Genomic DNA, 25,760 nt, shown 5'->3' on the forward strand with positions numbered 1-25,760 from the left:
ATAGAGGGAATCCTAGGGGCCCAAGCGGCGTGTCGACGAAGGGATGCCGGTTTGATATGGAGAATGTCCGGTGCGATGCGCTCGTTCGAGTGACTAACTGTCCCCGGACTTGCTACCCGAGCGAGTGGTACCCGCCCCGGCTCCCGCCTTGACCCCGTGGTTGGCGCTGTTGGCGCTGTGCGCGTTGTTCGACCCGCTCTTGCCGCCGCCGGCCCCCGGCGCCTCGAATGACTCCAACGCCTCAAGCACGTCCTGGACACGGGAGATCTCCGTGTTGATGTCCGCACGGCGGCGCACCAGCACGTCGAGCTCGCGCCTGCCCTCGTCCACCATCTCCTTGGCCTCACGCTCAGCCTCGGTACGCAGCTCGGTGGCTTCCTTGATAATGGCGGCCTTCTTCTGCTCGGCCTCCTTCAGCAGGTTCTCCGCCTTGCGCACCGCGGCGATCCGCACCTTGCTGGCCTCCGCACTCGCCTCGGAGACCATGTCTGCGGCCTTCTCCTGCGCGGCCGTCAACTGCTCCTCCGCGGCGACCACCAGCTTGTCGCAGCGCTCGCCGGCGGACTTCATCGCCTCGGCCGACTCCCGGCGGGCCCGGTCGTGCAGCTCCTCGACCTCACTCTCCACCCGGGTGCGCAGCTCCTCGGTGCGCTCGCGTATCGCGGCGGCGTCCCGACGGGCCTCCTCCAGCATGGTGTTGGAGTCCTTGCGGGCCTTCTCGACCAGGTTGCTGCTCTCGCCGCGTGCCTCCGCCAGCAGCCGCTCCGACTCGCGCCGGGCGGCACCGACCATGGTGTCGGCCTGCTCCTCGGCCGCCGCTCCCGCGCGCAGCGCCTCCTCCTGCGCCTTCGCCACGAGTTGGTCGGCCTGCTCGGCGGCCTCGGTCAGCTTGCGGGAGGAGTCCCGGCGGGCCTCGTCCCGCACCCGGTCGGCCTCCGCCCGCGCCTGCTCCCCGGCGTCCTCGGCGGAGGTGCGCAGCCGGTCCGCCTCCGCGATCGCCTCCGAGACGGTGCGCTCGGCAAGCGACTTGGCGGCGTCGGTCTCCTCCTCGGCGTCCCGGCGCAGCGTCGCCACGGCGTGCTCGGCGGCCCGCCGCAGCCCGGCGATCTCCTCGTCGGCCTGCTCGCGCAGCCCGGCCACGGAGTCCCGGACCTGTTTGGCGTGCTCGTCGGCGGCGGCCACCAACTCCGTGGCGCGGCGCTCGGCCTCCTCCACCAGCCGCGCGGCCTCGGACTGCGCCTCCTCGACCCGGACACGGGCCGAGGCCAGCAGCTCCTCGCTCTGCTCGCGGGCCTGGGTGCGCTCGCGGTGCGCCTCCTCGCGGGCGTCCGCCAGCAGGTCGTCGGCCTCCCGGCGTCGGCGTGCGGCCTCCTCCTGCGCCGCTGCCAGCGTCTCGGCCGCCTCCGCGCCGGCCCGCTCCGCGGCGGCGTTCGCCTCCGCGCGCACCCGGTCGGCCGTCTCCTGCGCCTCGGCCCGCAGCCGTTCGGCCTCCGCGGCGGCGTCGCTGCGCAGCCGCACCGCGACGGCCTCACCCTCGGCGCGCGCCTGCGAGGAGTCGGCGGCGGCGTCGTCGCGCAGCCGCTGCGCCTCCTCCTCCGCCTGCTGCTGGAGGGTGCGGATGCGCTCGGCGGACTCGGCACGCAGCCGCTCCGTCTCCGTGCGCGCCTCCTCGCGGAGGCGTTCGGCCTCGGTCCGCGCCTCCGCGAGCTGCTCCTCGGCGGCGGTGACCCGGGACGCGGCCTCCTCGCGGAGGCGGGTCAGCTCGTCGGCGGCGTCGGCGCGGGCCTGCTCGGCCTGCTGCTCGGCCTCCTCGCGGGTGCGGCGGGCCGCCTCCTCGGCGTCGGCGCGGGCCTGCTCGGCCTGCTGCTCGGCGCCGCTGCGCAGCTCCTCCGCCTCGGCGCGGGCCCGCTCCAGCACCTCGTCGGCCTGGCGGCGCAGACTGGTGGCCCGCTCGATCGCGTCGGTGCGGACCCGCTCACCCTCGGAGACCGCCGACTCGCGGGTCTCCTCGGCGTCGGCCTTGGCCTGGCTCAGCAGCTCCTCGGCCCGGCCGGCCGCCTCCTCGATCTGCTGGACGGCGTCCTTGCGGGCCTCGCCGCGGAGGCGCTCGCCCTCCTCGACGGCCTCGGCCCGCAACTGCTCGGCCTCGCCGCGCAGCCGGCGCGCCTCCTCCTGGAGCTCGACCGTCTTGGCGCGGTACTCCTCGGTGTCGTCCTGCGCGGCGCCCTTCAGCTGCTCGGCGGTGTCATGCGCCTGCGCCCGCAGGCGGTCGGCCTCCTGCTCGGCCTCCCGGCGCAGCCGCTCGGCCTCCTCGGCCGCCGCGCGGGTGGTGGAGCGGGCCTCCTCGGCGGCCTTGCTGACCAGCTCCTCGGCCTTGCGGGCGGCTTCGGCGAGCTGCGCGGCGGACTCCTCCGCCGAGATCGCCCTGGCCTTCTCCTTGGCCTCGGCGACCAGCCGCTCGGCGTCGGCGCGGGCGTCGGCGAGCGCCTGCTCGGCCTCCGCCTTGGACGTCTCGGCCTCCTTGGTGGCCTCCCCGACCATGCGCGCGATCTCAGCCCTGGCGGTCCGCACCCGCTGCTCGTTCGCCGACTCGGCGTCCGCGAGCCGCTTCGAGGCCGTCTCCCGCGCCTCCTCGACCAGCTTCTCCGCGCGGGCCCGCGCCTCCCGCAGGGACGTCTCCGCCTCCTGCATGCGCTCCCCGGCGCGACGGACCAGCCCGGCCGCCTCCCGGCGGGACGTCTCCGACTCCGACGCGGTGCTGGTGCGAAGCTGCTCGGCGTGGTCGGTGGCCTCCTGCGCCTGGCTGGACGCGGCGCTCAGCAGGCGCTCGGCGTCCGCCCTGGCGCGGCGCAGCAGCGACTCGGCCTCGTTGCGGGCCGTCTCGGCCTCGGTGGTGAGCCGCTCCCTGGACTGCTCGGTGATGCGCTGCGCCTCGGCGCGGGCCGCGGCGAGCGCCTGCTCGGCCTCCGCCCGGGACTCGTCCATGAGGCGGCGCGACTGGGCCTCGGCACGGGCCCGCAGCTGCTCGGCCCAGGCGACGTTCTCGTTGACGTGGGACTCGACGGTCGCGCGACGCTCGGAGAGCTCCTGATCGAGCTGCTGCCGGCGGCGGACCGCCTCGGCGTGCAGCTCCGCCTCCAGGCGGGAGTGCGCCTCGGCCTGCTCCTGGTGGAGGCGCTGGGCCTGCGCCCTGACGTCGCGCAGCTCCCGGTCGGCGTCCGCGCGGAGCTGGTCGGCCTGCATCTGCGCGTTGCGCAGCAGCTGCTCGGCCTGGCCGTTGAGGTTGTCGAAGCCGGCCGGGCGCGCGGCAAGGCCGCGGCGCGCCTCGTGCAGCTTGGCGCGCAGCACCTCAACCTGGTAGCCGAGGTCGTCGGCATGGCTGACGGCCTTGTCCCGCTCCTTCTTCAGCCGATCCATCTCGGCCTCGAAGCGCGACAGGTGATCGTCAGCCTCGTAGCGGTCGTAGCCCCGCACTGCGCGGTCCCATCCGTCCCCTGGTAGACAAGGTGAACTGCGTATTCCGACGAGCGCCCCGAAGAACGCTCTGACGAAATGGTGTCAGATCATCGGCGGGACGCGGAACGGGCCCTGTCCGGCCCGCGGCTGGTCGCCGCCCGGCCACTCTACCGATGTTCTGGACGGGCGGCTTCGCCGTTGTGGAGGATGGACAGATTCCGTTTAGCTGCGGGGGCTTGCGTCGGGCGCGGCCGGAACCAGGCCGGGGCGGGTGCGCGGTCCGGTCCGCCTCAGTGCCCGGAGCCGGCCGGGGCATCGGCCGCGGTATCGGCCTGAGCATCTGCCGAGGAAGCGGACGTCACCAGCTCGGTCAGTACGCCGTGGCAGTCCTTGGGGTGCAGGAAGGTGATGCGCGAGCCCATGGACCCGGTGCGCGGCTCGTCGTAGAGCACCCGCACGCCCTTGCCGCGCACGGCTTCCGCTTCGCCGTCCACGTCCGCCGTGCCGAAGGCGATGTGGTGCACACCCTCGCCGTTCTTCGCCAGCCACTTCGCGACGGTGGACTCGTCGCTGGTCGGCTCCAGGAGCTGGAGGTAGGAGGCGCCGCCGTCGTCGGCGCCGTTGATCCTGATCATGGCCTCCCGGACGCCCTGCTCCTCGTTGACCTCGGTGTGGAACACCTCGAAGCCGTAGGTGTCCCGGTAGAAGGCCACGGTGCGGTCCAGGTCGAAACAGGCGATCCCGATGTGGTCGATACGCGTCAGCATGGAACCAGGACACCGCTCCGGGACCGGTTACGCAACGTGCGCACGGTCACACGTGCCGACCGGTGACCTTGGCCTGTACTGCTCAGTACATTGGATTAACCCTCGTTCACTTCCTTCTCCGAAGGGGTCGCAGCATGACTGGCACCACCGGCACCACCTCAGTGATCGTCGCGGGCGCCCGGACGCCCATGGGGCGCCTCCTCGGCTCGCTCGCCTCCTTCTCCGGCGCGGACCTCGGCGGGTTCGCCATCAAGGCCGCGCTCGACCGGGCCGGCATCGGCGGTGACCAGGTCCAGTACGTGATCATGGGCCAGGTGCTGCAGGCCGGCGCGGGACAGATCCCGGCCCGCCAGGCCGCCGTCAAGGCCGGCATCCCGATGAACGTGCCCGCGCTGACCGTCAACAAGGTCTGCCTCTCCGGCCTGGACGCCATCGCGCTGGCCGACCAGCTGATCCGGGCCGGCGAGTTCGACGTGGTGGTGGCCGGCGGCCAGGAGTCCATGACCAACGCGCCCCACCTGCTGCCCAAGTCCCGCGCCGGATACAAGTACGGCGCGGTGGAGATGCTGGACGCGATGGCCCATGACGGCCTCACCGACGCCTTCGAGAACGTGGCCATGGGGGAGTCCACCGAGAAGCACAACACCCGCCTGGGCATCGGCCGCGCCGAGCAGGACCGCATCGCCGCCGCATCGCACCAGCGGGCCGCCGCCGCGCAGAAGAACGGCCTCTTCGAAGCCGAGATCACCCCCGTGGAGATCCCGCAGCGCAAGGGCGAGCCGGTCGTCTTCAGCCAGGACGAGGGCATCCGCGGAGCGACCACCGAGGAGTCCCTCGGCAAGCTGCGCCCCGCCTTCGCCAAGGACGGCACCATCACCGCCGGCACCGCCTCGCAGATCTCCGACGGTGCCGCTGCCGTGGTCGTGATGAGCCGCGCCAAGGCCGAGGAGCTGGGCCTGGAGTGGATCGCCGAGATCGGCGCGCACGGCAACGTGGCCGGCCCGGACAACTCGCTCCAGTCGCAGCCGTCGAACGCCATCCGGCACGCGCTGAAGAAGGAGGGGCTCGGCGTCGAGGACCTGGACCTCATCGAGATCAACGAGGCGTTCGCGGCCGTCTCGCACCAGTCAATGAAGGACCTCGGGGTGCTCCCCGAAAAGGTGAACGTCAACGGCGGTGCGATCGCGCTCGGCCACCCCATCGGCATGTCCGGCGCACGTATCGTGCTGCACCTGGCGCTGGAGCTGCGGCGGCGCGGCGGCGGCACCGGCGCGGCGGCGCTCTGCGGCGGCGGCGGCCAGGGCGACGCCCTGATCGTCAAGGTCCCGGGTCGGTAACCACCGGGCAGGTACCGCCGCCCCACCGGGGCGGCGGCAGCGGACACGAGCGAGGAGCGCAGCACGCATGGCGGTGGACGTCCCCCAACTGGTCGACCAGGCACGGCAGGGCAAGCCCCGGGCCGTGGCCCGGTTGATCTCCCTGGTGGAGGGGGCGTCCCCGCAGCTGCGCGAGGTGATGGCGGCACTGGCGCCCTTCACGGGCAACGCCTACGTGGTGGGCCTGACCGGCTCACCCGGCGTGGGCAAGTCGACCACCACCTCGGCGCTGGTGACCGCCTACCGCAGGGCGGGCCGCCGGGTGGGCGTGCTCGCGGTCGACCCCTCGTCGCCGTTCTCCGGCGGCGCACTGCTGGGCGACCGCATCCGCATGTCCGACCACGCCTCCGACCCCGGTGTCTACATCCGCTCGATGGCGACCCGCGGCCACCTCGGCGGGCTCGCCTGGTCCGCGCCGCAGGCGATCCGGGTACTCGACGCGGCCGGCTGCGACGTGGTCCTCGTCGAGACGGTCGGCGTCGGGCAGTCGGAGGTGGAGATCGCCGCCCAGGCCGACACCTCCGTGGTGCTGCTGGCGCCCGGCATGGGCGACGGTGTCCAGGCCGCCAAGGCCGGGATCCTGGAGATCGGCGACGTCTACGTCGTCAACAAGGCCGACCGGGACGGGGCCGACGCGACCACCCGGGAGCTGAACCACATGCTGGGACTCGGTGAGTCCCGCGGCCCGGGCGACTGGCGCCCGCCCATCGTCAAGACGGTGGCCAGCCGGTCGGAGGGCGTGGACGAGGTGGTGGAGGCGCTGGAGAAGCACCGCGCCTGGATGGAGGAGCGCGGAGTGCTCGCCGAGCGCCGTACCCGCCGGGCGGCCCGCGAGGTGGAGACCATCGCGGTGACCGCCCTGCGGGAGCGCATCGCGGACCTGCACGGCGACCGCCGGCTGAGCGCGCTCGCCGAGCGCATCGTCGCCGGCACCACCGACCCCTACGCCGCCGCGGACGAACTGATCGCGTCGGTCACGGAGGGCTGAGCCGGCGGCGGTCACCGGGGCCCAGGCGGTTCAGGCGGCCCAGCCGGTTCAGCCGTCGCGGCGGTCGTCGTCGCGGTCGTCGTCTGAGTCGTCGTCCTTGCTGTCCCGGTCGTCGTCGCGGTCGTCGTCCCGGCGGTCGTCGTCGGCATCGTCGTCCAGCACGGTGACCTTGCCGGAGGCGGCGTCGACGCGCAGCTCCCGGTCGTCGTCCTTGCCACCCAGCTCGACCTTCCAGGCCGTGCCGCGGTCGTTCAGCTCCAGCTCCTCGATCGGGCCCGCCTTCTCGCCCGCCGCGATGCGGGCCGCGTCCGCCGCGCTCACCTCGGCCTTCGCGAGGAAGCCGCGCAACGCCCCGGCGTCCCGGCGGTCGTCGTCACCGTCGTCGTCACCGAAGTCGTCACTGTCGCGCTCGGCGCGGTTGGCGACCACGTCCCCGGTCGAGCGGTCCACCTCGACCAGGCGCCAGGAGCCGTCCTCGGCCACGACGTCGACCTCCCAGACCCGGTCGTCGTCCTCCCGCTCCAGGCCCGCGGCCGTACCCGGCACCTCCTTCAGCGCCCGCTCCACGGCCTCGGCCGCGCTCACCGACGCCGAGCGGCGCTCGTTGCCGTCGCGCCCCTCGCGAGTGCCGTCGCCGGCCTGCCGGTCGGCGGCGTCGGCCGTGCGCAGGCTGCGCGGCGTGCTGTCGCGGCTGTCGTCGTCCGCCAGAGCGGTGCCGGCGACCACGCCGCCCGCGATGACGCCGGAGGCGGCGAGGGTCGCGATGATCACGTTGCGCTTCATGAGGTCCTCCCCAGTGGTGGCAGCGACCGGTGTTCCGGCCGAGTGGTTCCACCATGGCCGGGCGAACCTGAAGCCCCGCTGAAGCAACCTGAAGATCGCTTCAGGTTGCTTCTGACAGGCTGGGCGCATGCGCGTGCTGATCGTGGAGGACGAGCGAAGACTCGCCGTGTCCCTCGCCCGGGGCCTCACCGCCGAGGGTTTCGCCGTCGACGTCGCCCACGACGGCCGCGAGGGCCTGCACCTGGCCACCGAAGGCGGCCACGACCTGGTGATCCTCGACATCATGCTGCCCGGGATGAACGGCTACCGGATCTGCGCCGCGCTGCGCGCCGCCGGGTTCGAGACGCCCATCCTGATGCTCACCGCCAAGGACGGCGAGTACGACGAGGCGGAAGGGCTCGACACCGGCGCGGACGACTACCTCACCAAGCCGTTCTCCTACGTCGTGCTGCTCGCCCGGGTCAGGGCGCTGCTGCGGCGGCGCGGCAACGGATCCTCGCCGGTGCTGCGGCTCGGTGACCTGACGGTGGACCGGGCCGCCCACCGGGTCGAACGGGACGGGCAGCCGGTCACGCTCACCGCCAAGGAGTTCGCCGTGCTGGAACACCTCGCGGTCCGGCCCGGCGAGGTGGTGTCGAAGGCCGACATCCTGGAGCACGTGTGGGACTTCGCCTACGACGGCGACCCCAACATCGTCGAGGTCTACGTGAGCGCGCTGCGCCGCAAGCTCGGCGCGGACCTCATCGTGACGGTGCGCGGCGCCGGGTACCGGCTGGTGTCCGGTGGCTAGCCGGCTGTTCCGCTCGGTCCGTGCCCAGGCGACGCTGGGCGCCACCGTCGTGGTCGCGCTGGCGCTGGCCGCCGCGGGGGCGGCGGTGCTGTGGCTGCTCCAGGCCAACCTGCTGCGCGAGGTGGAACTGCGCGCGGAGGTGCGGGCCCGGGACGCGGCCGGACAGATCGCCACCGGCACCGACCTGGGTGACCTGTCGCTGGACGGGCCGGTGCAGATCCTCGACGAGCGGGGGCGGGTGCGGGCCGTCAGCGAGGGGCTGGAGGGCATCACCGGCACGGCCGACGGCAGCGTCACCCCGGTGCCGGCCGCCCTGCGGTCGACCGCCTCACCGTCCCCCACCGGCCGAGACGACGACGGGGACGACGACGGGGACGACGACGATGACGACGATGACGACGACGCCCGCGACCAGGGCGCGGACGGAACGGAGGTGATCGGACCCGGCGAGGTGGGTGACGACATCGACTTCGCCGACGGCACCGCGACCGAGGACGGCGAACGCCGGGACTACCGCTTCGCCGTCGCGGAGGCGCGCACACCGCAGGGCGAGGCGCTCACCGTGTACGCCGGGGCCGAACTCGCCGTCGAGCAGGCGGCGCTGGGCACCGTACGCACCGCTTTGCTGGTCGGCTCCCCGCTGCTGCTGGCCGTGGTGGCCGTCACCACCTGGCGGGTGACGCGGCGCGCGCTGCGCCCGGTGGAGGGCATCCGACGGGAGATGGCCGAGATCACCCGGTCCACCGACCTGTCCCGGCGGGTGCCGGAGCCGCCGGTCGCCGACGAGGTCGGCCGGCTGGCCCGGACGACCAACGAGACGCTCGCCGCCCTGGAGGGTTCCGTGGAGCGCCAGCGGCGGTTCGTCGCTGACGCCTCGCACGAGCTGCGCAGCCCGATCGCCTCCCTGCGTACCCAGCTCGAAGTAGGGGAGGCCCACCCGGAGTTGCTGGACGTCGCGGGTGCCGTGCAGGACACCGTCCGGCTCCAGGACCTCGCCGCCGACCTGCTGCTGCTGGCCCGGCTCGACGCCGGGGAGCGGCACACCCGCCGGCACGTCGCGCTGGCCGCGCTGGTCGGCGAGGAGGTCGCGCGGCGACCCGCAGACCGGTTCGCGGTGCGGGCCGAGCCGCTGGCGGACGTGGAGGTGGTGGGGTCGGCCGGGCAGCTCGCCCGGGTGCTGCGCAACCTGCTGGACAACGCCCAGCGCCACGCGGCGGCGTCGGTGCGGGTGTCGGTCCGCAGGGTGCCGGGCGGCGAGTGGGCCGTGCTGGAGGTGGCCGACGACGGGCAGGGTGTGCCGGACGACGAGCGTGAGCGCGTCTTCGAGCGCTTCGTCCGGCTCGACGACGCCCGCAGCCGGGACGACGGCGGCGCGGGACTCGGCCTGGCCATCGCCCGCGAGGTCGCCCACCGGCACGGCGGCACCCTGCACGCCGACCGGGCGCCGGAGGGCGGCGCGCTGTTCGTGCTGCGCCTGCCAGCCGCCGACCCGGCGCCCGCGGACCCGCCGGGTGACGGCTAGCGACGCCCGGAACCGGTGCTGCAACGGGCCGAAGCCGCCGGTCAGGGGGCCGGTGACGCCGCTGGGAGCGCAGAGGCCCCGGCCGGTGGGCCGGGGCCTCTCACTCGGGAGGCGCGCGCCGTGTTCGCCACAGCGGTCACCGGTGACGGATCACCGGTTCGGTGCGTGCTCCCGGCTCACCGGCCGGGCGCCGCCTCGCACTTCCGGCCGCCGAGGGTGAAGGCGCCCGGGTCGGCGGCCCCGCTTCCGGCTGTGCCGTTGAAGCCGAAGTTCACCGTGCCGCCGGGCGGAACGGCCGTGTTCCAGCTCACCGGCCTCGCGGTGACCTCACGGCCGTCCTGCGTGATCCTGGCGTTCCAGGTGTGCGTGACGCGCTGGTCGTCGGAGAAGGCCCACTTCAGCTCCCAGGGGCTGACCTCGGCCGACCCGGTGTTGGTGAGGACGACCTGGGTGGTGAAGCCGCCGTCCCAGCGGTGCGAGGTGTACGACACCCGGCACTCGGCGCCGCCCGGTCCGCCGTCCTCGCCGCCCGTCCCGTCACCGAGGTCGTCCAGGTACGACGCCACCCACGCCAGCGGCGCGTTCCAGTTGATGGTGATCTCGTTGGTCGCCCACGACCCGATGTCGTCGATGTAGCACATCGCCGGAGCACACCCCTGGAGGTGCTTCTGCGCCACCGGGTCCTCGATGCCGACGTTGGGCCCGCCCGCCACCGAGCCGGGGGGCGGGTTCGGCAGCGAGGCGTCGAGCTGGTTGGCCCAGAACCTGTGGTGCTGGTTCTTGGAGTCCCGCTCGCCGTAACCGGTGACGTAGGACTGGTTGAGCGGATTGCGGCCCAGCAGGTACTCCATGCCGCTGAGCACCGCGTCGCGGTAGCGGGCCTCGCCCGTCAGGTCGTGGGCGGTGGCCAGTACGACCATGTTGTTGAGGACCTGGCTGTTGGAGCCCCAGACGTACTCGTTGCCCTCCGGGGCGTACGGCACGCCGTACGCGGAGTTCGCGGCGTCCTCGGCGAAACCGTCGGCCGCCTTGACCAGCATGGCGCGGATCGACCGGAGTTGGCCGTCCGTCAGCTTGCTGGGCACGGTCGCCAGGCTCAGCCCGCCGAGCCCGGCGGTCGACTGCCAGGAGATTCCGGCGCGCGGGAAGACCGCCTCGGTGTCGCCGTGCAGCTCGGAGTCGAGGAGCGCCTGCCGGTAGGTGTCCTCGCCGGTGGTGACGAACAGCTCCGCCGCCGCCCAGTAGAACTCGTCCGCCACCTCGTCGTCGCTGTACGCGCCGCCGCCGGTGCCGTCGAGCGGATCGGCGAGCACGTCCGGGTTGGCCTCGGCCGCCGTCCAGGCGGTCTTGGCCGCCTTCAGGCACCGTGCGGCGAAGTCGGCGTCGTACGGCTTGAACAGGCGGGCGCACTGGGCGGCGCTCGCGGCGAGGTTGAGCGTGGCCGCGGTGGTCGGCGGGTGCAGCTCGCGTGGTTGCGGGTCCTCGCTCGGCAGCAGCGGCAGACCGGTCCACGCCCGGTCGTGGATCTTGTGGTGCGCCATGCCGGCCAGTTCCTCGCCCTCGGGCACCTGCATCTTCATCAGGAAGTCCAGCTGCCAGCGGGCCTCGTCCAGGATGTCCGGGACGTCGTTGCCGCGCTCGGGAACCCGGAGCCTGCCGTCGCCGAGGGCCTCGCCGTCCGCACCGTCGACGTGCTGGGTGCGCTCGAAGTTGGCCATGACCTGGGCCACGGAGATGCCGCCGTTGACGACGTACTTGCCGTGGTCACCGGCGTCGTACCAGCCTCCGGAGACGTCGAGGCGGTAGTCGCACACCCCTTCCTGGCACGGCACGTCGAGGTCGCCCTGGTTGGGCGCCACACCGACATGTCCGGCCGGCCGTGCGTACTCCGCACCGACGAGATCCGCCTCGATCCTGATGCCGCTGCGGTTGTGGTAAAAGTACGCGAGCGCGTCGGAGCGCAGCGAGCCGTACAGGTCGTCGCCGATGGTGAACGGCTCGCTGGTGTCCTCGCCGACGCTGACGGTGTAGCCCTCACCAACCGCCCTGACCTTGCTGAAGTCGAAGGTGTGGACGTTCTGGCGGGATGTGGGATCGATGCCCGCGGGAACCGTCTTGCCGCTCGCGACCCCGGCGCCCTCAGCGTCCTTGAGTTCCCAGGCGAGCGGTTCGGTGGCGTCGGTGACCACGGTGCCGTTCTTGGGCGCCTTCGTGAGGTAGCCGACCTGGTTGACGCGCACTGGGGAGCCGGTGTCGGGCTCGTAGGGGGGTGGTTCGGTTCCGCCGGTCAGCGAGACGTCGTCCAGGCAGAAGGTGTACGCCTCCTTGCTGCCGCCGATCTGGAAGGCCAGCTGGGCGGCCCCGTGGTCGGCCCCGGCGGTGAAGGTGTGCTCGACGGGTTCGGCGGTGTCGTCGATCCGGTCGGCCGCGGAGAGCTCCGCCGTGTAGGGGTCGGTCGCCATCTGGACGTTGGCCCGGATGGTGAGCGGCACCGTGGAGGTTGCCGTGTAGCGGAGGGTGTAACTCTCACCGGCCGCGAGCCGGAGGCCGTTCTGTCCGACGATGGCGTCCCAGGGGTTCGTCGTGCCGGCCGGGACCTCGGAGCACAGTCGGCCGTCGACGACCGTGCCGGGGTTGCCCTCGGTCCACCACCAGCCGGTGGTGCCGTCGGAGAAGTCACCGTTGGTGATCAGTTCCGGTGCGGGTGCTTCCGGCTCGGCACCGAGGGCGGGTGCCGTCATTGCGGTCGCCAGCAGACCGGCGAGGGCGAGGGCCCCCACTAAGCGGTGTCTGCCCTGAGGCGGGCGCCCAGGGGGCGGGTGAGGTGTCATGGATCGGTCCTTCCGAGTGGGGGACGGGAGCGACGGGGCGGGCAGGTAGGCAGGCAGTCATGGGAGCGCTCCCAAGCATCGTGGGCGCGTGACGTGGTCTCGTCAAGACGTCCGGCCCGCCCGAGTGCGGTCGGTTCCTCGATCGCTGTGGCGGCGGAGTCGGGTACCGGTCGCGAAGGTGAATTGACGGACGGGGGTCTACGCGCGGATGTCCGGCCTGCGTCCCGCACGTTGCCGGTCGGTGGCCGGAAGCGACGGCCGAAAACGCCCACGGCCGGCAACGGGTGCGGAGCGAAAATTGCCATACGCTTTCCGCTGACCGCGGGGGAAGAATTGTCGGGGGCTGTCATCTTGCATGCCATGAAAACGCCGGTGGACGAATCCGCCCGGCCCGGTATATCCGCCGGACCCGCCGGACGGAATCGGGAGAAGCGGGCGTCCAGCCGGTGGACGGTGGCCGTCGCTCCGGTGGCCACGGCGCTCGCGCTGGGGTGGTGGGGGCTGGGGCGTCAGGGCTCGCTGTGGCGCGACGAGGCGGTGACGGCGGCCACGGCACAGCGTGAACTGGGTGAACTGTGGGCGCTGGTGCAGAACATCGACGCCGTGCACGGCCTGTACTACCTGCTGATGCACGGCTGGGTCGCGGTCTGCGGCACCTCGCCGGCCGTGCTGCGGCTGCCCTCGGTCCTGGCCACCGCCGTGGCGGCGGCCGCCGTCGCGGCTCTCGGGGCGCGCCTGGTCTCACGCCGGGCGGGAATGCTGGCGGGAATTGTTCACCCTCTCCTTCCCCTGGTGCAGCACCATGCCCAGGAAGCACGGGCTACCGCTCTGGTGTCGGCCTGCGTGGTGTGGGCCACGTACTTCTTCGTGCGCGCGGTGGAGAACAATCGGTTCCGTTTATGGGCGGCCTATGCCGCTCTCGCCCTCCTGGGTTGCTGGTTCAACTTCTTCGCCCTTCTTGCTCTGGCCGCCCACGCGCTCGCGCTGTGGCGGGCGGGCGTCTCCCGCGAGGTGCGCCGTGCGTGGGTGGTGGCGGCCGGGGTGGTGGCCGTCGGTGTGCTGCCGCTCGCTGCCGTCGCCGCCGGGCAGGCGGACGAGCAACTGGGCTGGCTGAGCAGGCCCGGGGTGGGGCCGTGGTCGGGCTACCTGCTGGTGGCCGCCGCCGGGGCGCTGCTGTGCGCGGCGGCGTCGGCATCGCGGCCCGGGCCCGGGGCAGCCCCGGCGGCACTGGGGCTGCGCAGGGTGGCGCTGACGCTGCTGGTGGTCCCGCCGGGCGTGCTGCTGGCGGTGTCCATGGTCACGCCCCGCTACGTCGACCGGTACGTGCTCTACGCGATGGCCGGACTGGCGCTGCTGCTGGGCGCCGCCGCCACCCGCCTCACCAGCGACCTCACCGCCCGCTCCACCGCCTACGTCACCGCCCGCTTCACCACCAGCCTCACCGCCCACGTCACCGACCGGTCCGCTGACGCCCGCCGCGCCGGCCCGCGCGGGCGCGTCCCGCGCCGGTCGGCCCCGAGCGGGCGGCGGGCCGTGTCGCTGCTGGTGGCGCTCGCCGCGGTGGTCGTGCTGGTGCCCTGGCATGTCGGGATGCGCACGCCCGAGGCGCGCAAGGACGACGCGGTCGCCGTGGCCGACACCGTGCGCGCGCTCACCGAACCGGGGGACGCCGTGCTCTTCGCCCCGGCCCGTCGACGTGACTGGCTGCTGCACGACCGCGCCCTGTACGGGACGCTGGACGACGTCGCGCTACGGACCGGACCGGGCCCCTCCGGGACGTTGCGCGGCGTGGAGTACCCGCCGGAGGAGGTCCGGCGGCGGCTGGGCGCCACCGACCGCGTCGTCACCCTGTCCGATCCCGAGGATCAGCCGCTCGACGCCACGGCCGCGGAGGCCACCAAGCGCGACACCCTCGACCGCGCCTTCCGGCGCTGCGGAACGACGGCGGTGCACGGGGCGCGGGTCAGCGTGTGGGCGCGGGACTGCGCCCTGGCACACCCGCTGCCGGGCGGCGCCCGGCGCTGAGGGCCCGGCCGGCGCCCCCGCCGGGCCGCCGGCGGTCGGTGCCCTCGGGCCTTGCGCCGTCAGACGCGTCCGCGGCGGGAGCGGAGGTGGTCGGCGATCGGGGCGAGGGCCGCGCGCAGCTCCTCCATGCTCTCCGGGGTGAGCAGGTCCATGAAGTGGCGGCGGACGGAGGCCACATGGTGCGGCGCGACCTCGCGCATGGTGTTCCAGCCGTGCTCGGTCAGTACCGCGAACAGGCCGCGCTTGTCGGTGTCGCAGTGCTCGCGGCGGACCAGCCCGGCGTTCTCCATGCGGGTGATCTGGTGCGAGAGCCGGCTCTTGGACTGGAGGGTGGCACCGGCCAGGTCGCTCATGCGCATCCGGCGGTCGTCGGACTCGGAGAGGTTGACCAGGATCTCGTAGTCGTTGATCGTCAGCCCGAAGGGCTGGAGGTCCCTCTCCATCTGGTACGTGAGCAGCCGGCTGACGTCCAGGTGCGTACGCCAGGCCCGCTGTTCCGACTCGGAGAGCCAGCGGGTGCCCTTATCGGTGTCCATGGCAGCGACTTTACCGAGCCGCGCCCGGTGACCCGCCGGGCACTCCCTGTTGCTGGGGCACCGCGCCGGTCGCCTGCTCGTCGAGCAGGTGCTCCGACGACTGGAGCAGCACCGTGCCCGCGCCGGTGAACTCGAACTGGTGCTCCTCGCCGGAGGCCCCGCCGAAACCGGTGAGCGACCGCACCCCGCCGAGGAAGCCGCGCAGGTACTGGTGGTCGTAGTGGTGGCATGGCGAGGGGCAGTCGGCCCAGCCGACGAGCGCCTGCGGGTCCACCCGGACCGGCGGTTCGACGAAGTGCACGGGCCCGTTGGACGCGGCGACGAACTTGCCGGTGCCGACGAGGGTGAGGAAGCCGGGGATGATCGACTGCTTGAGCGACAGCGTCGGCGAGAACGCGAGCAGGTTGCCGGACCTGATGGTGAGGTTGCCGTCGTCCAGGTCGAAGGAGTTGACGTCGAAGGCCCGGTCGGCGAGCAGCAGCTTGCCCTTGCCCTGGGCGACGACCCAGTCCGAGGCGTGCAGCGGCGAGTGGAAGCTGCGGGCCACCAGCTGGTCCAGCGGGCCGTGGCCGATGCCGTCGAAGGTGATCTGCCCGTAGTAGGCGATCATCTTGCCCTTCTGCAGGAACCACTGGCCTGCCAGGTCCACGCAGAAGGTGTACGGGTTGACGTTGTCGTCGCCGGGCAGGGTGTGCGCGTCGTGCACGGGGGTGTTCATCGTCGTCCTCGGCCTTCCCGGCGCCTCGGGCCTCGCGGCCTCACAGTTTCGCTTCGCTTGCCTGCACGTAGACCGTGCCGTGTCCGGACAGCTCCAGCTGGAACGCCTCGCCGGAGCCGCGGCCGACCATGTCCCGCCAGCCGAGTGCGGTGGTCAGCCGGTTGCGCAGGTCGCCGCGGTGCGCGACGTAGGCCTGCGGGTCGACGTTGACCGCTCGGTCGGGAGTGACGGCCAGCTCCAGTACGCCGCCGTGGGCCAGCACCGCCACCGAGCCCTGCCCCTGGAGGGTGGTGGTGAACAGGCCCTGCCCGGTGGCCTGGCCCCGGACCAGGCCCATGACGCCGCCCTGCGACCCGAGGAAGACGGTGCCCTGCCGCAGCGTGCCCTCGAAGGCGAGCAGCCGGTCGGCCTCCACGTGCAGCGTCTCCCCGGTCAGGTGCACCAGGTGCACCTCGTGCCCGCCGTGCCCGAACATGACCGTGCCGTTGCCCTCGACCGTCATCAGCGGGGCCGCCTCCCCGCGCACCCGGCGGCCGATGGCGGACATCACGCCACCCTGTCCGCCCATCAGGTCGGGGGTGAACGCGACCTCGCCGCGGTAGGCGAGCATCGCGCCGCGCTGGCTGTACAGGCGCTGCCCCGGCAGCACCTGCGCCTCGATCATCTTCGGTGTGATCTGGGTGAACGCCATCAGAGCTGCCCTCCGACCGTGTTGCGCTCGCTGGGCTGGAGGTAGACCAGGCCGTCGCCCTCGAAGCGGATCTGGAACGCCTCGCCGGACCCCTCCCCGATGAATGTCCGGAAGTTCACCCCGGACTGGAGCTCCTGCCGCAGGCGACCGGTGTGCGCGACGTAGGCGCCGGGGTCGACCTGGAGCGGGGTCTGCTCGGTGACGCGCAGCACGATGGCCGGGCCCTCGGAAAGCAGGGCGGCCTGCCCGCTGCCCTCGACGGTGGTGGTGAAGAGGCCGTTGCCCTGCGAGGCGCCGCGCAGCCCGGTGAAGGTGGTGCCGGTGCGGAGGCCCCCCTCGGTGCACAGCAGGTTGCTGGACTCCACATGCAGGGTGTCGTTCTGCAGCGTGACCATGCTGATGTCCCTGGCCTCGTCGGCGAGGTAGCAGGTGCCGCTGCCCTTGACCTCCATGACGGCCATCGTCTCGCCGGTGAGCCGGCGGGTGACCATGCCGCGGAGGCCGTCACCGCCGCCGGTCAGCTTCTTGAAGGCCATCTGGCCCTCGTACGCGATCATCGAGCCGTTCTTGGCCCTGACGGTGTCGCCGGTCAGGTCGACGGCGAGCACCTTGCTGCCTTGGAGACGGAAGTGAGCCACGTCCCAGAACCTACCCCGACCGGTTGAGGCCGGGGGAGGGGCTGCCACAATGGACGGCGCTTGTGCACCCCTTCACAAACCTGAGGACGAGGACATCGCTGTGGACATGACGACCGCCTCCGCACTCCGCCGGCTGCGCCTGGTCTCGGCCCCCGAGGCCGTCTCCTTCCTGGTGCTGATCGTCTGCTCGGTACTGAAGCGGACGACGGAGTTCAACGCCGTGCCGGTGGTCGGCATGATCCACGGCGTGCTGTTCATGATCTACATCCTGTTCTGGGCCATCGCCTGGTACTTCGCCAAGTGGTCGCTGAAGCGGGCCGCGCTCTACGCCGTGCTCTCCGTGCTGCCGGCGGGCGGCTTCTGGGCGGAGAGGATGCTCCGCCAGGAGGTCGAGGCCGGCGTCATCGCCGCCCGCGCCCGCCAGGAGGGTGTGGTCAGCAAGTGATCGTCGCCTTCTCCGTCACCCCGCTGGGCGTCGGCGAGGACGTGGGCGCCTACGTCGCCGACGCCGTCCGGGTCGTCCGCGAGTCCGGACTGCCGAACCGCACCGACGCCATGTTCACCTCGCTGGAGGGCGACTGGGAGGAGTGCATGGACGTCGTCCGCCGGGCGGTGGCCGCCGTCGAGGCGCGGGCGCCCCGGGTGTCGCTCGTTCTCAAGGCGGACATCCGCCCGGGAGTCACGGATGGACTAAACACAAAAATCGAGACCGTGGAGCGCCATCTCGCCTGACGCCTGCGCGGCGTCTGGCATCCGGGCACCCGCCGCGTGCCCGGGGCCCGTTCGGCGGCCCCTCCTGCGTTCGACAGGGAGACCTGCGTCACTTCTGCTGTGACTGTCGGGCTTCGTCGCAGGGAGTGGAGGGACCGTGGTGCCGGAGGGGTACGACTACGAGTTCTACAGCCGTCTCGCCGGGCCGCTGACCGAGCCCCAGCTGCCGTACCGGGTGCGTTACCGCAGCCTGCTGTCGAAGGAGCCGCACCGCGTCCGCGCGATGCTGCTGATGACGGCGGCGCCGACCCTGTCGTGCGTGCTGCTGCTGTGGCTCGTCTGGCCCAGCCACTGGACCGACCGCGAGGGCGCACCCGGGTACCTGATCGCCGCAGACGCGGTGATGCTGGGCTGCATCGGCCTGATCGAACTGTTCCGGCTGGTGAACGTGGCGTCCGTCGCGCACGCCACGATGGTCGCCAGGGATCCCGTGCCGGTGGTTCCTGAACCGGGCACGAAGGTGGCGTTCCTGACCACCTACGTGCCCGGCAAGGAGCCGCTGCACATGGTGCGCGCCACGCTGGAGGCCGCCGTCGGCCTGCGGCACGACGGCACGCTGCACGTCTGGCTGCTCGACGAGGGCGACGACCCCGAGGCCCGGCTGCTCTGCGCCGAGCTGGGCGTGCGCCACTTCACCCGCAAGGGTGTGCCGGAGTGGAACCAGCCCTCCGGCGCGCACCGCGCGCGGACCAAGCACGGCAACTACAACGCCTGGATCGCCGCGCACGGCGACGACTACGCCTTCTTCGCGTCCGTCGACACCGACCACATCCCGCTGCCGAACTACCTGGAGCGCATGCTCGGGTACTTCCGCGACCCGGACGTGGCCTTCGTCGTCGGCCCGCAGGTGTACGGCAACTACACCAAGCCCGTCACCAAGTTCGCCGAGAGCCAGCAGTTCCTCTTCCACGCCCTGATCCAGCGCGCCGGCAACCGCTACGGCTCGGCGATGTTCGTCGGCACCAACAACGCGGTGCGCGTCAGCTCGGTGAAGCAGATCGGCGGGCTCGTCGACTCCATCACCGAGGACATGGCCACCGGCTTCGAACTGCACCGCACCCGCAACCCGGCCACCGGCCGGCTGTGGCGCTCGGTGTACACGCCCGACGTGCTGGCCGTCGGTGAGGGACCGGAGTGCTGGACGGACTTCTTCACCCAGCAGATGCGCTGGTCCCGCGGCACCTACGAGACGGTCATCCGCCAGTACTGGCGCGGCCCGCACCGCTTCTCGCCGGGCAAGCTCCTCAACTACTCCCTGATGCTCGTCTACTACCCGATGAGCGCCCTCACCTGGACGCTCGGCGCGCTCAGCTGCACGTTGTTCCTGTGGCTCGGCGCCTCCGGCACCCAGGTGTCGGCCGGGGTGTGGCTGATGCTGTACAGCGACGTGGCCGCCCTCCAGATCGGCCTCTACCTGTGGAACCGGCGGCACAACGTCTCCCCGCACGAACCGCAGGGCTCGGGAGGCCTCGCCGGAATGGCGATGTCGGCCATCTGCGCACCGGTCTACGCCCGTTCGCTGCTGGCGGCCGTGTTCCGGCGGGACTGCCGGTTCGTCGTCACCCCCAAGGGGGCGTCCGCCAGCCCCGACCGGCTCAGCACGTTCCGCATCCACCTGGTGTGGATCGGCCTGTTCGGCAGCGGGCTCGCCGCCTCCGTCGTCCTCGACCACACCCACGTCGCCATGCGCACCTGGACGGTGCTGGCCCTGGTGATCGCGCTCGCGCCGCTCGCCATCTGGGGCTTCACCGAGATGCGCGGCAGGCGCCGCGACCGCCTTCCCCGAAGCGAGCGCCAGACCACGCTCGCCGTGACCACCAGCGGGAGTTGATCCATGCCCTACCGACCGAGCGCAAGGATGAAGAAGACCCTCCTGGGCACCGGCGTCGGCCTGGTGCTCGCCGGCCTCAACGCCCCGGCGACCATCGGCTTCGCCCGTGAGCAGATCCACGACTACCGAATAGCCCAGCCCGCCTACCAGGCGCGTTACGGCTCCTGGCAGTTGGCGAACGTCCCCGAGAGCTACCGCACCAACACCATCCACGCGGCGCTGCTGCGGACCGGAAAGGTGCTGCTGATAGCCGGCTCGGGCAACGACGAGGAGCAGTTCGACGCGGGCACCTTCGTCACCGTGCTGTGGGACCCGTCGGACAACAGCTACGAACGCGTCGAGACGCCCGAGGACCTGTTCTGCGCCGGCCACTCCCAACTGGCGGACGGCAAGATGCTGGTGGCCGGCGGCACCGCCCGCTACGAACTGCTGGAGGGCGGCGTCACGCGGGCCGGCGGCGGCATGATCGTCAAGAACGAGAACCCGGACCGGCCGCACACCCTGCCCGAGGGCACCCGGTTCCGCTCGCCGTCCGGCGTCGAGTACGCGTCCGACACCCCGGTGATCGTGCCCCGCGCCAAGAAGACGGAGAACAAGAAGACCGGGAAGGTCACCGTCACCCCCAGCGAGGTGCGGGTCTTCGTGGAGGCCGTCGAGGAGGGCGAGGAGTCCGTCACCGACCGGCACGCCCAGTACCGGATCGTCGGACTCAAGGGCAAGGACGCCGACAACCTGTACGGCATCGCCGAGAAGCTCACCCTCGACAAGCAGGACTTCCAGGGCATCAAGGACACCTACGAGTTCGACCCGGTGGCCGAGCGCTACCTGCCGGTCGACCCGATGGCCGAGGCGCGCTGGTACCCGACGCTCGTCACCCTGGAGGACGGCAGGGTCCTGTCCGTCTCCGGCCTGGACGACATCGGCGAGATCCTGCCCGGCGACAACGAGATCTACGACCCGAAGACCAAGAAGTGGTCCGCCGCCCCCCACCGGTACTTCCCCACCTATCCGGCGCTGTTCCTCACCAAGGGCGGCAAGCTCTTCTACTCCGGCGCCAACGCCGGTTACGGACCGGCCGACAAGGGGCGCGACCCCGGCATCTGGGACCTGGCGAACAACACCTTCGAGAAGGTCGGCGGCATGACCGACGCGGACCAGTTGGAGACCTCCAGCTCCCTGCTGCTGCCGCCGGCGCAGGACCAGAAGGTGATGGTGCTGGGCGGCGGCGGCATCGGCGAGTCGGAGCGCTCCACCGCCCGCACCGCGGTGGTCGACCTCAACGAGGACAAGCCCGCCTTCAAGCCGGGCCCCGACCTGCCGCAGGGGACGCGCTACCTCAACAGCGTGATCCTGCCCGACGACACCGTCTTCACCACCGGCGGTTCGGAGAACTACCGCGGGCGCAGCAACAGCGACATCCTCAAGGCGCAGTTCTACGACCCGGCGAAGAACGAGTTCCGCCCCGCCGCCGACCCCGAGGTGCCCAGGAACTACCACGCCGAGGCGCTGCTGCTGCCCGACGGGCGGGTCGCCACCTTCGGCTCCGACCCGCTGTTCGGCGACCGCTCCAACACCCGCCTGGGCACCTTCGAGAAGCGCGTGGAGATCTACACCCCGCCCTACCTGCACGGCGGCCGGGCCGACAACCGTCCCGTGGTGGGCGACGGACCGGAGCGGCTGCGGCGCGGCGCCGAAGCGGTGTTCGAGACCGGCGACGCGTCGCGCGTCGCGCGGGCCCGCCTGATCCGGCCCAGCGCCGTCACGCACGTCACGGACGTCGAGCAGCGCTCGGTCGCGCTGGAGGTGACGAAGGGCGACGGACGGGTGCGGCTCGACGTCCCCGAGGACCGCACGCTCACGCCTCCCGGCTGGTACATGCTCTTCCTGATCGACACCGAGGGCACGCCCTCGGAGGCGAAGTGGGTGCACCTGCCCTGACCCCGGCCCGCCCTTCCACCGCACGCCACGCCGCCGCACCGGCCCCCCGACCCCGGGGCCGGTGCGGCGGGCGCTTGTCCGGGTTCCGAGGATCAGGCCCGCACGGGTGCGCAGGCAGGCGGGGAGGCAGGTTCAGGCGGATGAGTTGCGGGCCAGGTCCAGGGCGTAGGAGGGCCACCACTGCCCGGCGGGCGGTCCGCCGCGGCACTCGCCGTCCGACTCTCCCGGCCGCTTCACCCACAGGTACGCGTCCACCAGCGGCTCGTCGGCCACCGCGGCCGCGGCCCGGCCCAGGGCCCGGCCCGGCGGGTTGCACCACGTCCCGTCCGGCGGCGGACCGTTGCCGTTGCGGCTGCTGTCGACCACGAAGCGCGCGCCGTCGAGCGCCGCCGACAGCCGCTTGCCGTAGGCCACGGACGCGGCGTCGGTGTGGAAGTTCGACACGTTCAGCGCAAAGCCGTCCGCCTGCGCCACGCCCGCCCGCCTCAGCGGCTCGACCAGCCGGGACGGGTCGGGAATCCAGCCGGCGTTGCCCGCGTCCACGTAGACCCGCACCCCCGGCTGCGCCTTCAGCCTGGCCACCGCGTCCCGCAGCAGCCGGTAGCGCTCCGCGTGGTGCACGGCGGCCGTGCAGCCCGCCACCACGTGCGGCACCGCGTCCGGCTCCAGCACCACCACCGCGGGCCGGTCGCCGACAGCCGCGGCGAACTCCGCCACGTAGCTGCGGTAGGCCGCGGCGGTGGCGGCGCCGCCGCGGGAGTAGAGGCCGCAGTCGCGGTGCGGGATGTTGTAGAGCACCAGGACGGGCGTGGTCCCGGCCGCCGCGGCGCCGGTGACGGCCGGGGTGATCTGCCGCGCCGGGTCGTCGTGGGACGGCCATACGGCCATCGGCCGGTCCGCGATCCGCCGCAGCAGCGCCGCGTCCGCCGTCCGGCCCGCCAGCTCCCAGTCGCGCACCTGCCGGGCCGCCGCGCTGTGCGGATCCACGTAGAACCCTGTCGCCTGCGCGCCGGCCGCCGGGGCCGGCGGTCCGGCGGGGGCGGTGCGCTCGGAGTTGACGCGGACCAGCCCGCCGTCGGCGCCACCGCCGTCGTACCCGGCGGTGCAGCCGAGGGCGAGCGCGAGCGCCACGAGGGCGGTGAGCATGCGCAGGCGTCTGCCGGACATCCACTCTCCCGTTTACGGCCGAAGGGGAAGAATGCGGGCAAGCCTGGCACGGCGCAGCCCGGAACCCGCGCAGGACACGGGCTCCGGGCGGCCAGGGGCCCGAAGTCTGAGACGGGGCTGACCGCGATATGACCGGCGGGTAGGGTCGTTCGCGTGCCGAAGCCGCTCAGTCTCCCGTTCGACCCGATCGCGCGCGCCGACGAACTGTGGAAGCAGCGCTGGGGTTCCGTGCCGTCCATGGCCGCCATCACCTCGATCATGCGGGCGCACCAGATCCTGCTCGCCGAGGTGGACGCGGTCGTCCGTCCCTACGGTCTGACGTTCGCCCGCTACGAGGCGCTGGTCCTGCTGACCTTCTCGCAGGCCGGCGAGCTGACGATGTCCAAGATCGGCGAGCGGCTGATGGTGCACCCCACCTCCGTGACCAACACCGTCGACCGGCTCGTGCGGTCCGGGCTGGTCGCCAAGCGGCCCAACCCCAACGACGGCCGGGGCACGCTGGCGTCGATCACCGACAAGGGGCGCGAGGTGTGCGAGCAGGCCACCCGCGAGCTGATGGCCATGGACTTCGGGCTCGGCGCCTACGACCACGAGGAGTGCGCGGAGATCTTCGCCATGCTGCGCCCGCTGCGCTTGGCCGCCGCCGACTTCGAGGAGGGCTGACCTGCCCGCTCGCCGGTCGCCCGCGTCTCCGGACGGGTGACGGCGGGGCCGCCTCGCCGCTGCCCGGAACGCCCGGTTACGCTCGTTGCCCATGAAGTCCAATGTGCTCACCCGGTACCGGGTGATGGCCTACGTGACCGCGGTGTGGCTGCTCGTGTTCACCGGGTTCATCATCGCCAAGTACGCCTTCGAGGTCGGGGACACCACGGTCGTCTCGCAGATCCACGGTGTGCTCTACATCATCTACGTCGTCTTCGCCTTCGACCTGGGCTCCAAGGCGCGCTGGCCGTTCGGCAAGCTGCTGTGGGTGCTGGCGGCCGGCTGCATCCCGGTGGTCGCGTTCTTCGTCGAGAAGCGCATCGCCGCCGAGATGAAGCCGCTGCTGGAGGACGCGGAGCCGGCCACCCCGGTCAAGGCCTGACCGGGCCGACCCGCCGCGGGCGAGTCCGCCCGGGGCTGCCCGGGGTCGCCCGGACTGTGAAGCCCCGCCCGGTGTCCGTCAAGGTCGCCGGGCGTCTGCTCTAGCCAAATAGTAGGACGTCCTAGTAAATTTGTCCTCATGGACGCTGACGCCACCGCTGAGGGCCGCCGCCGCTGGCAGGCCCGGTTCGACGCCGCCCGCAAGCGGGACGCCGACTTCACCACGCTGAGCGGTGATCCCGTCGAACCCGTCTACGGGCCCCGCCCCGGCGACACCTACGAGGGCTTCGAGCGCATCGGCTGGCCCGGTGAGTACCCCTTCACCCGGGGACTGCACGCCACCGGCTACCGGGGGCGGACGTGGACGATCCGCCAGTTCGCCGGCTTCGGCAACGCCGAGCAGACCAACGAGCGCTACAAGATGATCCTGGAGGCCGGTGGCGGCGGCCTCTCCGTCGCCTTCGACATGCCGACCCTGATGGGCCGCGACTCCGACGACCCGCGCTCGCTCGGCGAGGTCGGCCACTGCGGCGTCGCCATCGACTCGGCCGCCGACATGGAGGTGCTGTTCCGCGACATCCCGCTGGGGGACGTCACCACCTCCATGACGATCAGCGGCCCGGCCGTGCCGGTGTTCTGCATGTACCTGGTCGCCGCCGAGCGCCAGGGCGTCGACCCGGCGGTGCTGAACGGCACCCTCCAGACGGACATCTTCAAGGAGTACATCGCCCAGAAGGAGTGGCTGTTCCAGCCCGAGCCGCACCTGCGGCTCATCGGCGACCTCATGGAGCACTGCGCCGCGGGCATCCCGGCGTACAAGCCGCTGTCCGTCTCCGGCTACCACATCCGCGAGGCCGGCTCCACGGCCGCGCAGGAACTCGCCTACACGCTCGCCGACGGCTTCGGCTACGTCGAGCTGGGCCTCAGCCGCGGTCTGGACGTCAACACCTTCGCGCCCGGCCTGTCCTTCTTCTTCGACGCCCACCTGGACTTCTTCGAGGAGATCGCGAAGTTCCGGGCCGCCCGCCGTATCTGGGCCCGCTGGATGCGGGACGTCTACGGCGCCACCAGCGAGAAGGCGCAGTGGCTGCGGTTCCACACTCAGACGGCCGGCGTCTCCCTCACCGCGCAGCAGCCCTACAACAACGTGGTGCGCACCGCCGTCGAGGCGCTGTCGGCCGTGCTGGGCGGCACCAACTCGCTGCACACCAACGCGCTCGACGAGACCCTGGCCCTGCCCTCCCAGCAGGCGGCGGAGATCGCCCTGCGCACCCAGCAGGTCCTCATGGAGGAGACCGGCATCACCAACGTGGCCGACCCGCTGGGCGGCTCCTGGTACGTCGAGCAGCTCACCGACCGCATCGAGGCGGACGCCGAGAAGATCTTCGAACAGATCCGGGAGCGCGGCACCCGCGCCCACCCCGACGGCGTGCACCCGATCGGCCCGATGACGTCCGGCATCCTGCGCGGCATCGAGGACGGCTGGTTCACCGGCGAGATCGCCGAGGCCGCCTTCCAGTACCAGCGCGCGCTGGAGAAGGACGAGAAGCGCGTCGTCGGCGTGAACTGCCACACCGGTTCCGTCACCGGCGACCTGGAGATCCTCCGGGTCAGCCACGAGGTCGAGCGGGACCAGGTCAGCGCGCTTGCCGCGCGCAAGGCCCGCCGCGACGAGGCCCGGGTGCGCGCCGGGCTGGACGCGATGCTGGCGGCGGCCAGGGACGGCGGCAACATGATCGGGCCGATGCTCGACGCGGTGCGGGCGGAGGCCACGCTCGGCGAGATCTGCGACGTCCTGCGCGACGAGTGGGGCGTCTACGTGGAGCCGCCCGGCTTCTGACCGGCCCGG

General features: G+C 72.5%; 21 protein-coding genes. 12 read left to right on the top strand and 9 right to left on the bottom strand.

Going from position 1 to position 25,760, the window contains the following annotated elements:
• Positions 1-93 precede the first annotated feature (93 nt).
• Together scy and mce are read right to left on the bottom strand one after the other, a co-directional pair.
• Complete coding sequence (gene scy, locus QNO07_RS15810; protein ID WP_283992651.1) at positions 94-3,474, bottom strand: polarized growth protein Scy; 3,381 nt, start codon at positions 3,472-3,474, stop codon at positions 94-96.
• A gap of 272 nt (positions 3,475-3,746) precedes the next feature.
• Positions 3,747-4,223: a methylmalonyl-CoA epimerase gene (gene mce, locus QNO07_RS15815; RefSeq protein WP_283992652.1), complete on the bottom strand. Its 477-nt coding sequence runs from the start codon at positions 4,221-4,223 to the stop codon at positions 3,747-3,749.
• Positions 4,224-4,357: 134 nt separating this feature from the next.
• Here mce and QNO07_RS15820 point away from each other — a divergent pair, with 134 nt between their 5' ends.
• Positions 4,358-5,560, top strand: a complete 1,203-nt coding sequence (locus QNO07_RS15820) for an acetyl-CoA C-acetyltransferase (RefSeq protein WP_283992653.1) — start codon at positions 4,358-4,360, stop codon at positions 5,558-5,560.
• Positions 5,561-5,627: 67 nt separating this feature from the next.
• Entirely contained in the window at positions 5,628-6,587 is a 960-nt protein-coding gene (gene meaB, locus QNO07_RS15825; RefSeq protein WP_283992654.1) for a methylmalonyl Co-A mutase-associated GTPase MeaB, read from the top strand.
• Positions 6,588-6,635: 48 nt separating this feature from the next.
• On the opposite strand, the gene QNO07_RS15830 is transcribed toward meaB, so the two are convergent.
• Positions 6,636-7,370, bottom strand: a complete 735-nt coding sequence (locus QNO07_RS15830) for a PepSY domain-containing protein (protein ID WP_283992655.1) — start codon at positions 7,368-7,370, stop codon at positions 6,636-6,638.
• A gap of 127 nt (positions 7,371-7,497) precedes the next feature.
• On the opposite strand from QNO07_RS15830, the gene QNO07_RS15835 reads away from it, so the two are divergent.
• Positions 7,498-8,160 (top strand): response regulator transcription factor, encoded by a 663-nt coding sequence (locus QNO07_RS15835; protein ID WP_283992656.1) that lies wholly within the window; start codon positions 7,498-7,500, stop codon positions 8,158-8,160.
• Positions 8,153-9,682, top strand: a complete 1,530-nt coding sequence (locus tag QNO07_RS15840) for a sensor histidine kinase (RefSeq protein WP_283992657.1) — start codon at positions 8,153-8,155, stop codon at positions 9,680-9,682. Before QNO07_RS15835 ends, QNO07_RS15840 begins: the two co-directional genes overlap by 8 nt.
• Before the next feature lie 176 nt (positions 9,683-9,858).
• Here the strand turns inward: QNO07_RS15840 and QNO07_RS15845 are convergent, their stop codons facing one another.
• Complete coding sequence (locus QNO07_RS15845; protein WP_502961860.1) at positions 9,859-12,513, bottom strand: glycoside hydrolase family 9 protein; 2,655 nt, start codon at positions 12,511-12,513, stop codon at positions 9,859-9,861.
• Positions 12,514-12,873: 360 nt separating this feature from the next.
• Between QNO07_RS15845 and QNO07_RS15850 the strand changes: the two genes are divergently transcribed.
• Entirely contained in the window at positions 12,874-14,538 is a 1,665-nt protein-coding gene (locus tag QNO07_RS15850; protein WP_283992658.1) for a glycosyltransferase family 39 protein, read from the top strand.
• Between the two features lie 59 nt (positions 14,539-14,597).
• Here QNO07_RS15850 and QNO07_RS15855 read toward each other — a convergent pair whose 3' ends face one another.
• From QNO07_RS15855 to QNO07_RS15870, 4 genes are read right to left on the bottom strand one after another with little or no spacing between them, the layout of a single operon-like run.
• On the bottom strand, positions 14,598-15,074 hold the full coding sequence (locus QNO07_RS15855; RefSeq protein ID WP_283992659.1) for a MarR family winged helix-turn-helix transcriptional regulator: 477 nt from the start codon (positions 15,072-15,074) through the stop codon (positions 14,598-14,600).
• A gap of 10 nt (positions 15,075-15,084) precedes the next feature.
• Positions 15,085-15,792, bottom strand: coding sequence for an AIM24 family protein (locus QNO07_RS15860; protein WP_283992660.1), 708 nt, complete (start codon positions 15,790-15,792; stop codon positions 15,085-15,087).
• Between the two features lie 40 nt (positions 15,793-15,832).
• Positions 15,833-16,483 (bottom strand): AIM24 family protein, encoded by a 651-nt coding sequence (locus QNO07_RS15865; protein ID WP_283992661.1) that lies wholly within the window; start codon positions 16,481-16,483, stop codon positions 15,833-15,835.
• The gene (locus QNO07_RS15870) at positions 16,483-17,121 is read right to left on the bottom strand and encodes an AIM24 family protein (RefSeq protein WP_283992662.1); all 639 of its coding nucleotides are present in this window, start codon (positions 17,119-17,121) and stop codon (positions 16,483-16,485) included. Before QNO07_RS15870 ends, QNO07_RS15865 begins: the two co-directional genes overlap by 1 nt.
• A 100-nt stretch (positions 17,122-17,221) precedes the next feature.
• Here QNO07_RS15870 and QNO07_RS15875 point away from each other — a divergent pair, with 100 nt between their 5' ends.
• The 4 genes from QNO07_RS15875 to glxA all read left to right on the top strand — a co-directional run bounded on the left by QNO07_RS15875 (position 17,222) and on the right by glxA (position 21,661).
• A complete protein-coding gene (locus tag QNO07_RS15875) occupies positions 17,222-17,566 on the top strand; it encodes a DUF3817 domain-containing protein (protein WP_283992663.1) in 345 nt (114 codons plus the stop codon).
• Entirely contained in the window at positions 17,563-17,853 is a 291-nt protein-coding gene (locus QNO07_RS15880) for an MTH1187 family thiamine-binding protein (RefSeq protein WP_283992664.1), read from the top strand. The genes QNO07_RS15875 and QNO07_RS15880 overlap by 4 nt, the downstream gene beginning before the upstream one ends.
• Before the next feature lie 136 nt (positions 17,854-17,989).
• On the top strand, positions 17,990-19,723 hold the full coding sequence (locus QNO07_RS15885; protein WP_283992665.1) for a glycosyltransferase family 2 protein: 1,734 nt from the start codon (positions 17,990-17,992) through the stop codon (positions 19,721-19,723).
• 3 nt (positions 19,724-19,726) lie between these two features.
• On the top strand, positions 19,727-21,661 hold the full coding sequence (glxA, locus tag QNO07_RS15890; protein WP_283992666.1) for a radical copper oxidase GlxA: 1,935 nt from the start codon (positions 19,727-19,729) through the stop codon (positions 21,659-21,661).
• A gap of 132 nt (positions 21,662-21,793) precedes the next feature.
• On the opposite strand, the gene QNO07_RS15895 is transcribed toward glxA, so the two are convergent.
• Positions 21,794-22,828 carry a glycoside hydrolase family 6 protein gene (locus QNO07_RS15895; RefSeq protein ID WP_283992667.1) on the bottom strand — a complete coding sequence of 345 codons (1,035 nt, stop codon included), beginning with the start codon at positions 22,826-22,828 and terminating at the stop codon, positions 21,794-21,796.
• Between the two features lie 153 nt (positions 22,829-22,981).
• Between QNO07_RS15895 and QNO07_RS15900 the strand changes: the two genes are divergently transcribed.
• From QNO07_RS15900 to icmA, 3 genes are all read left to right on the top strand, one after another.
• Positions 22,982-23,491, top strand: coding sequence for a MarR family winged helix-turn-helix transcriptional regulator (locus QNO07_RS15900; protein ID WP_283992668.1), 510 nt, complete (start codon positions 22,982-22,984; stop codon positions 23,489-23,491).
• A 91-nt stretch (positions 23,492-23,582) separates the two neighbouring features.
• The gene (locus QNO07_RS15905; protein ID WP_283992669.1) at positions 23,583-23,912 is read left to right on the top strand and encodes a DUF3817 domain-containing protein; all 330 of its coding nucleotides are present in this window, start codon (positions 23,583-23,585) and stop codon (positions 23,910-23,912) included.
• 138 nt (positions 23,913-24,050) lie between these two features.
• Positions 24,051-25,751, top strand: coding sequence for a coenzyme B12-dependent isobutyryl-CoA mutase large subunit (icmA, locus tag QNO07_RS15910; protein WP_283992670.1), 1,701 nt, complete (start codon positions 24,051-24,053; stop codon positions 25,749-25,751).
• Positions 25,752-25,760: the final 9 nt, after the last annotated feature.

Source organism: Streptomyces sp. 549 (assembly GCF_030124175.1).
Classification (GTDB): Bacteria; Actinomycetota; Actinomycetes; order Streptomycetales; family Streptomycetaceae; genus Streptomyces.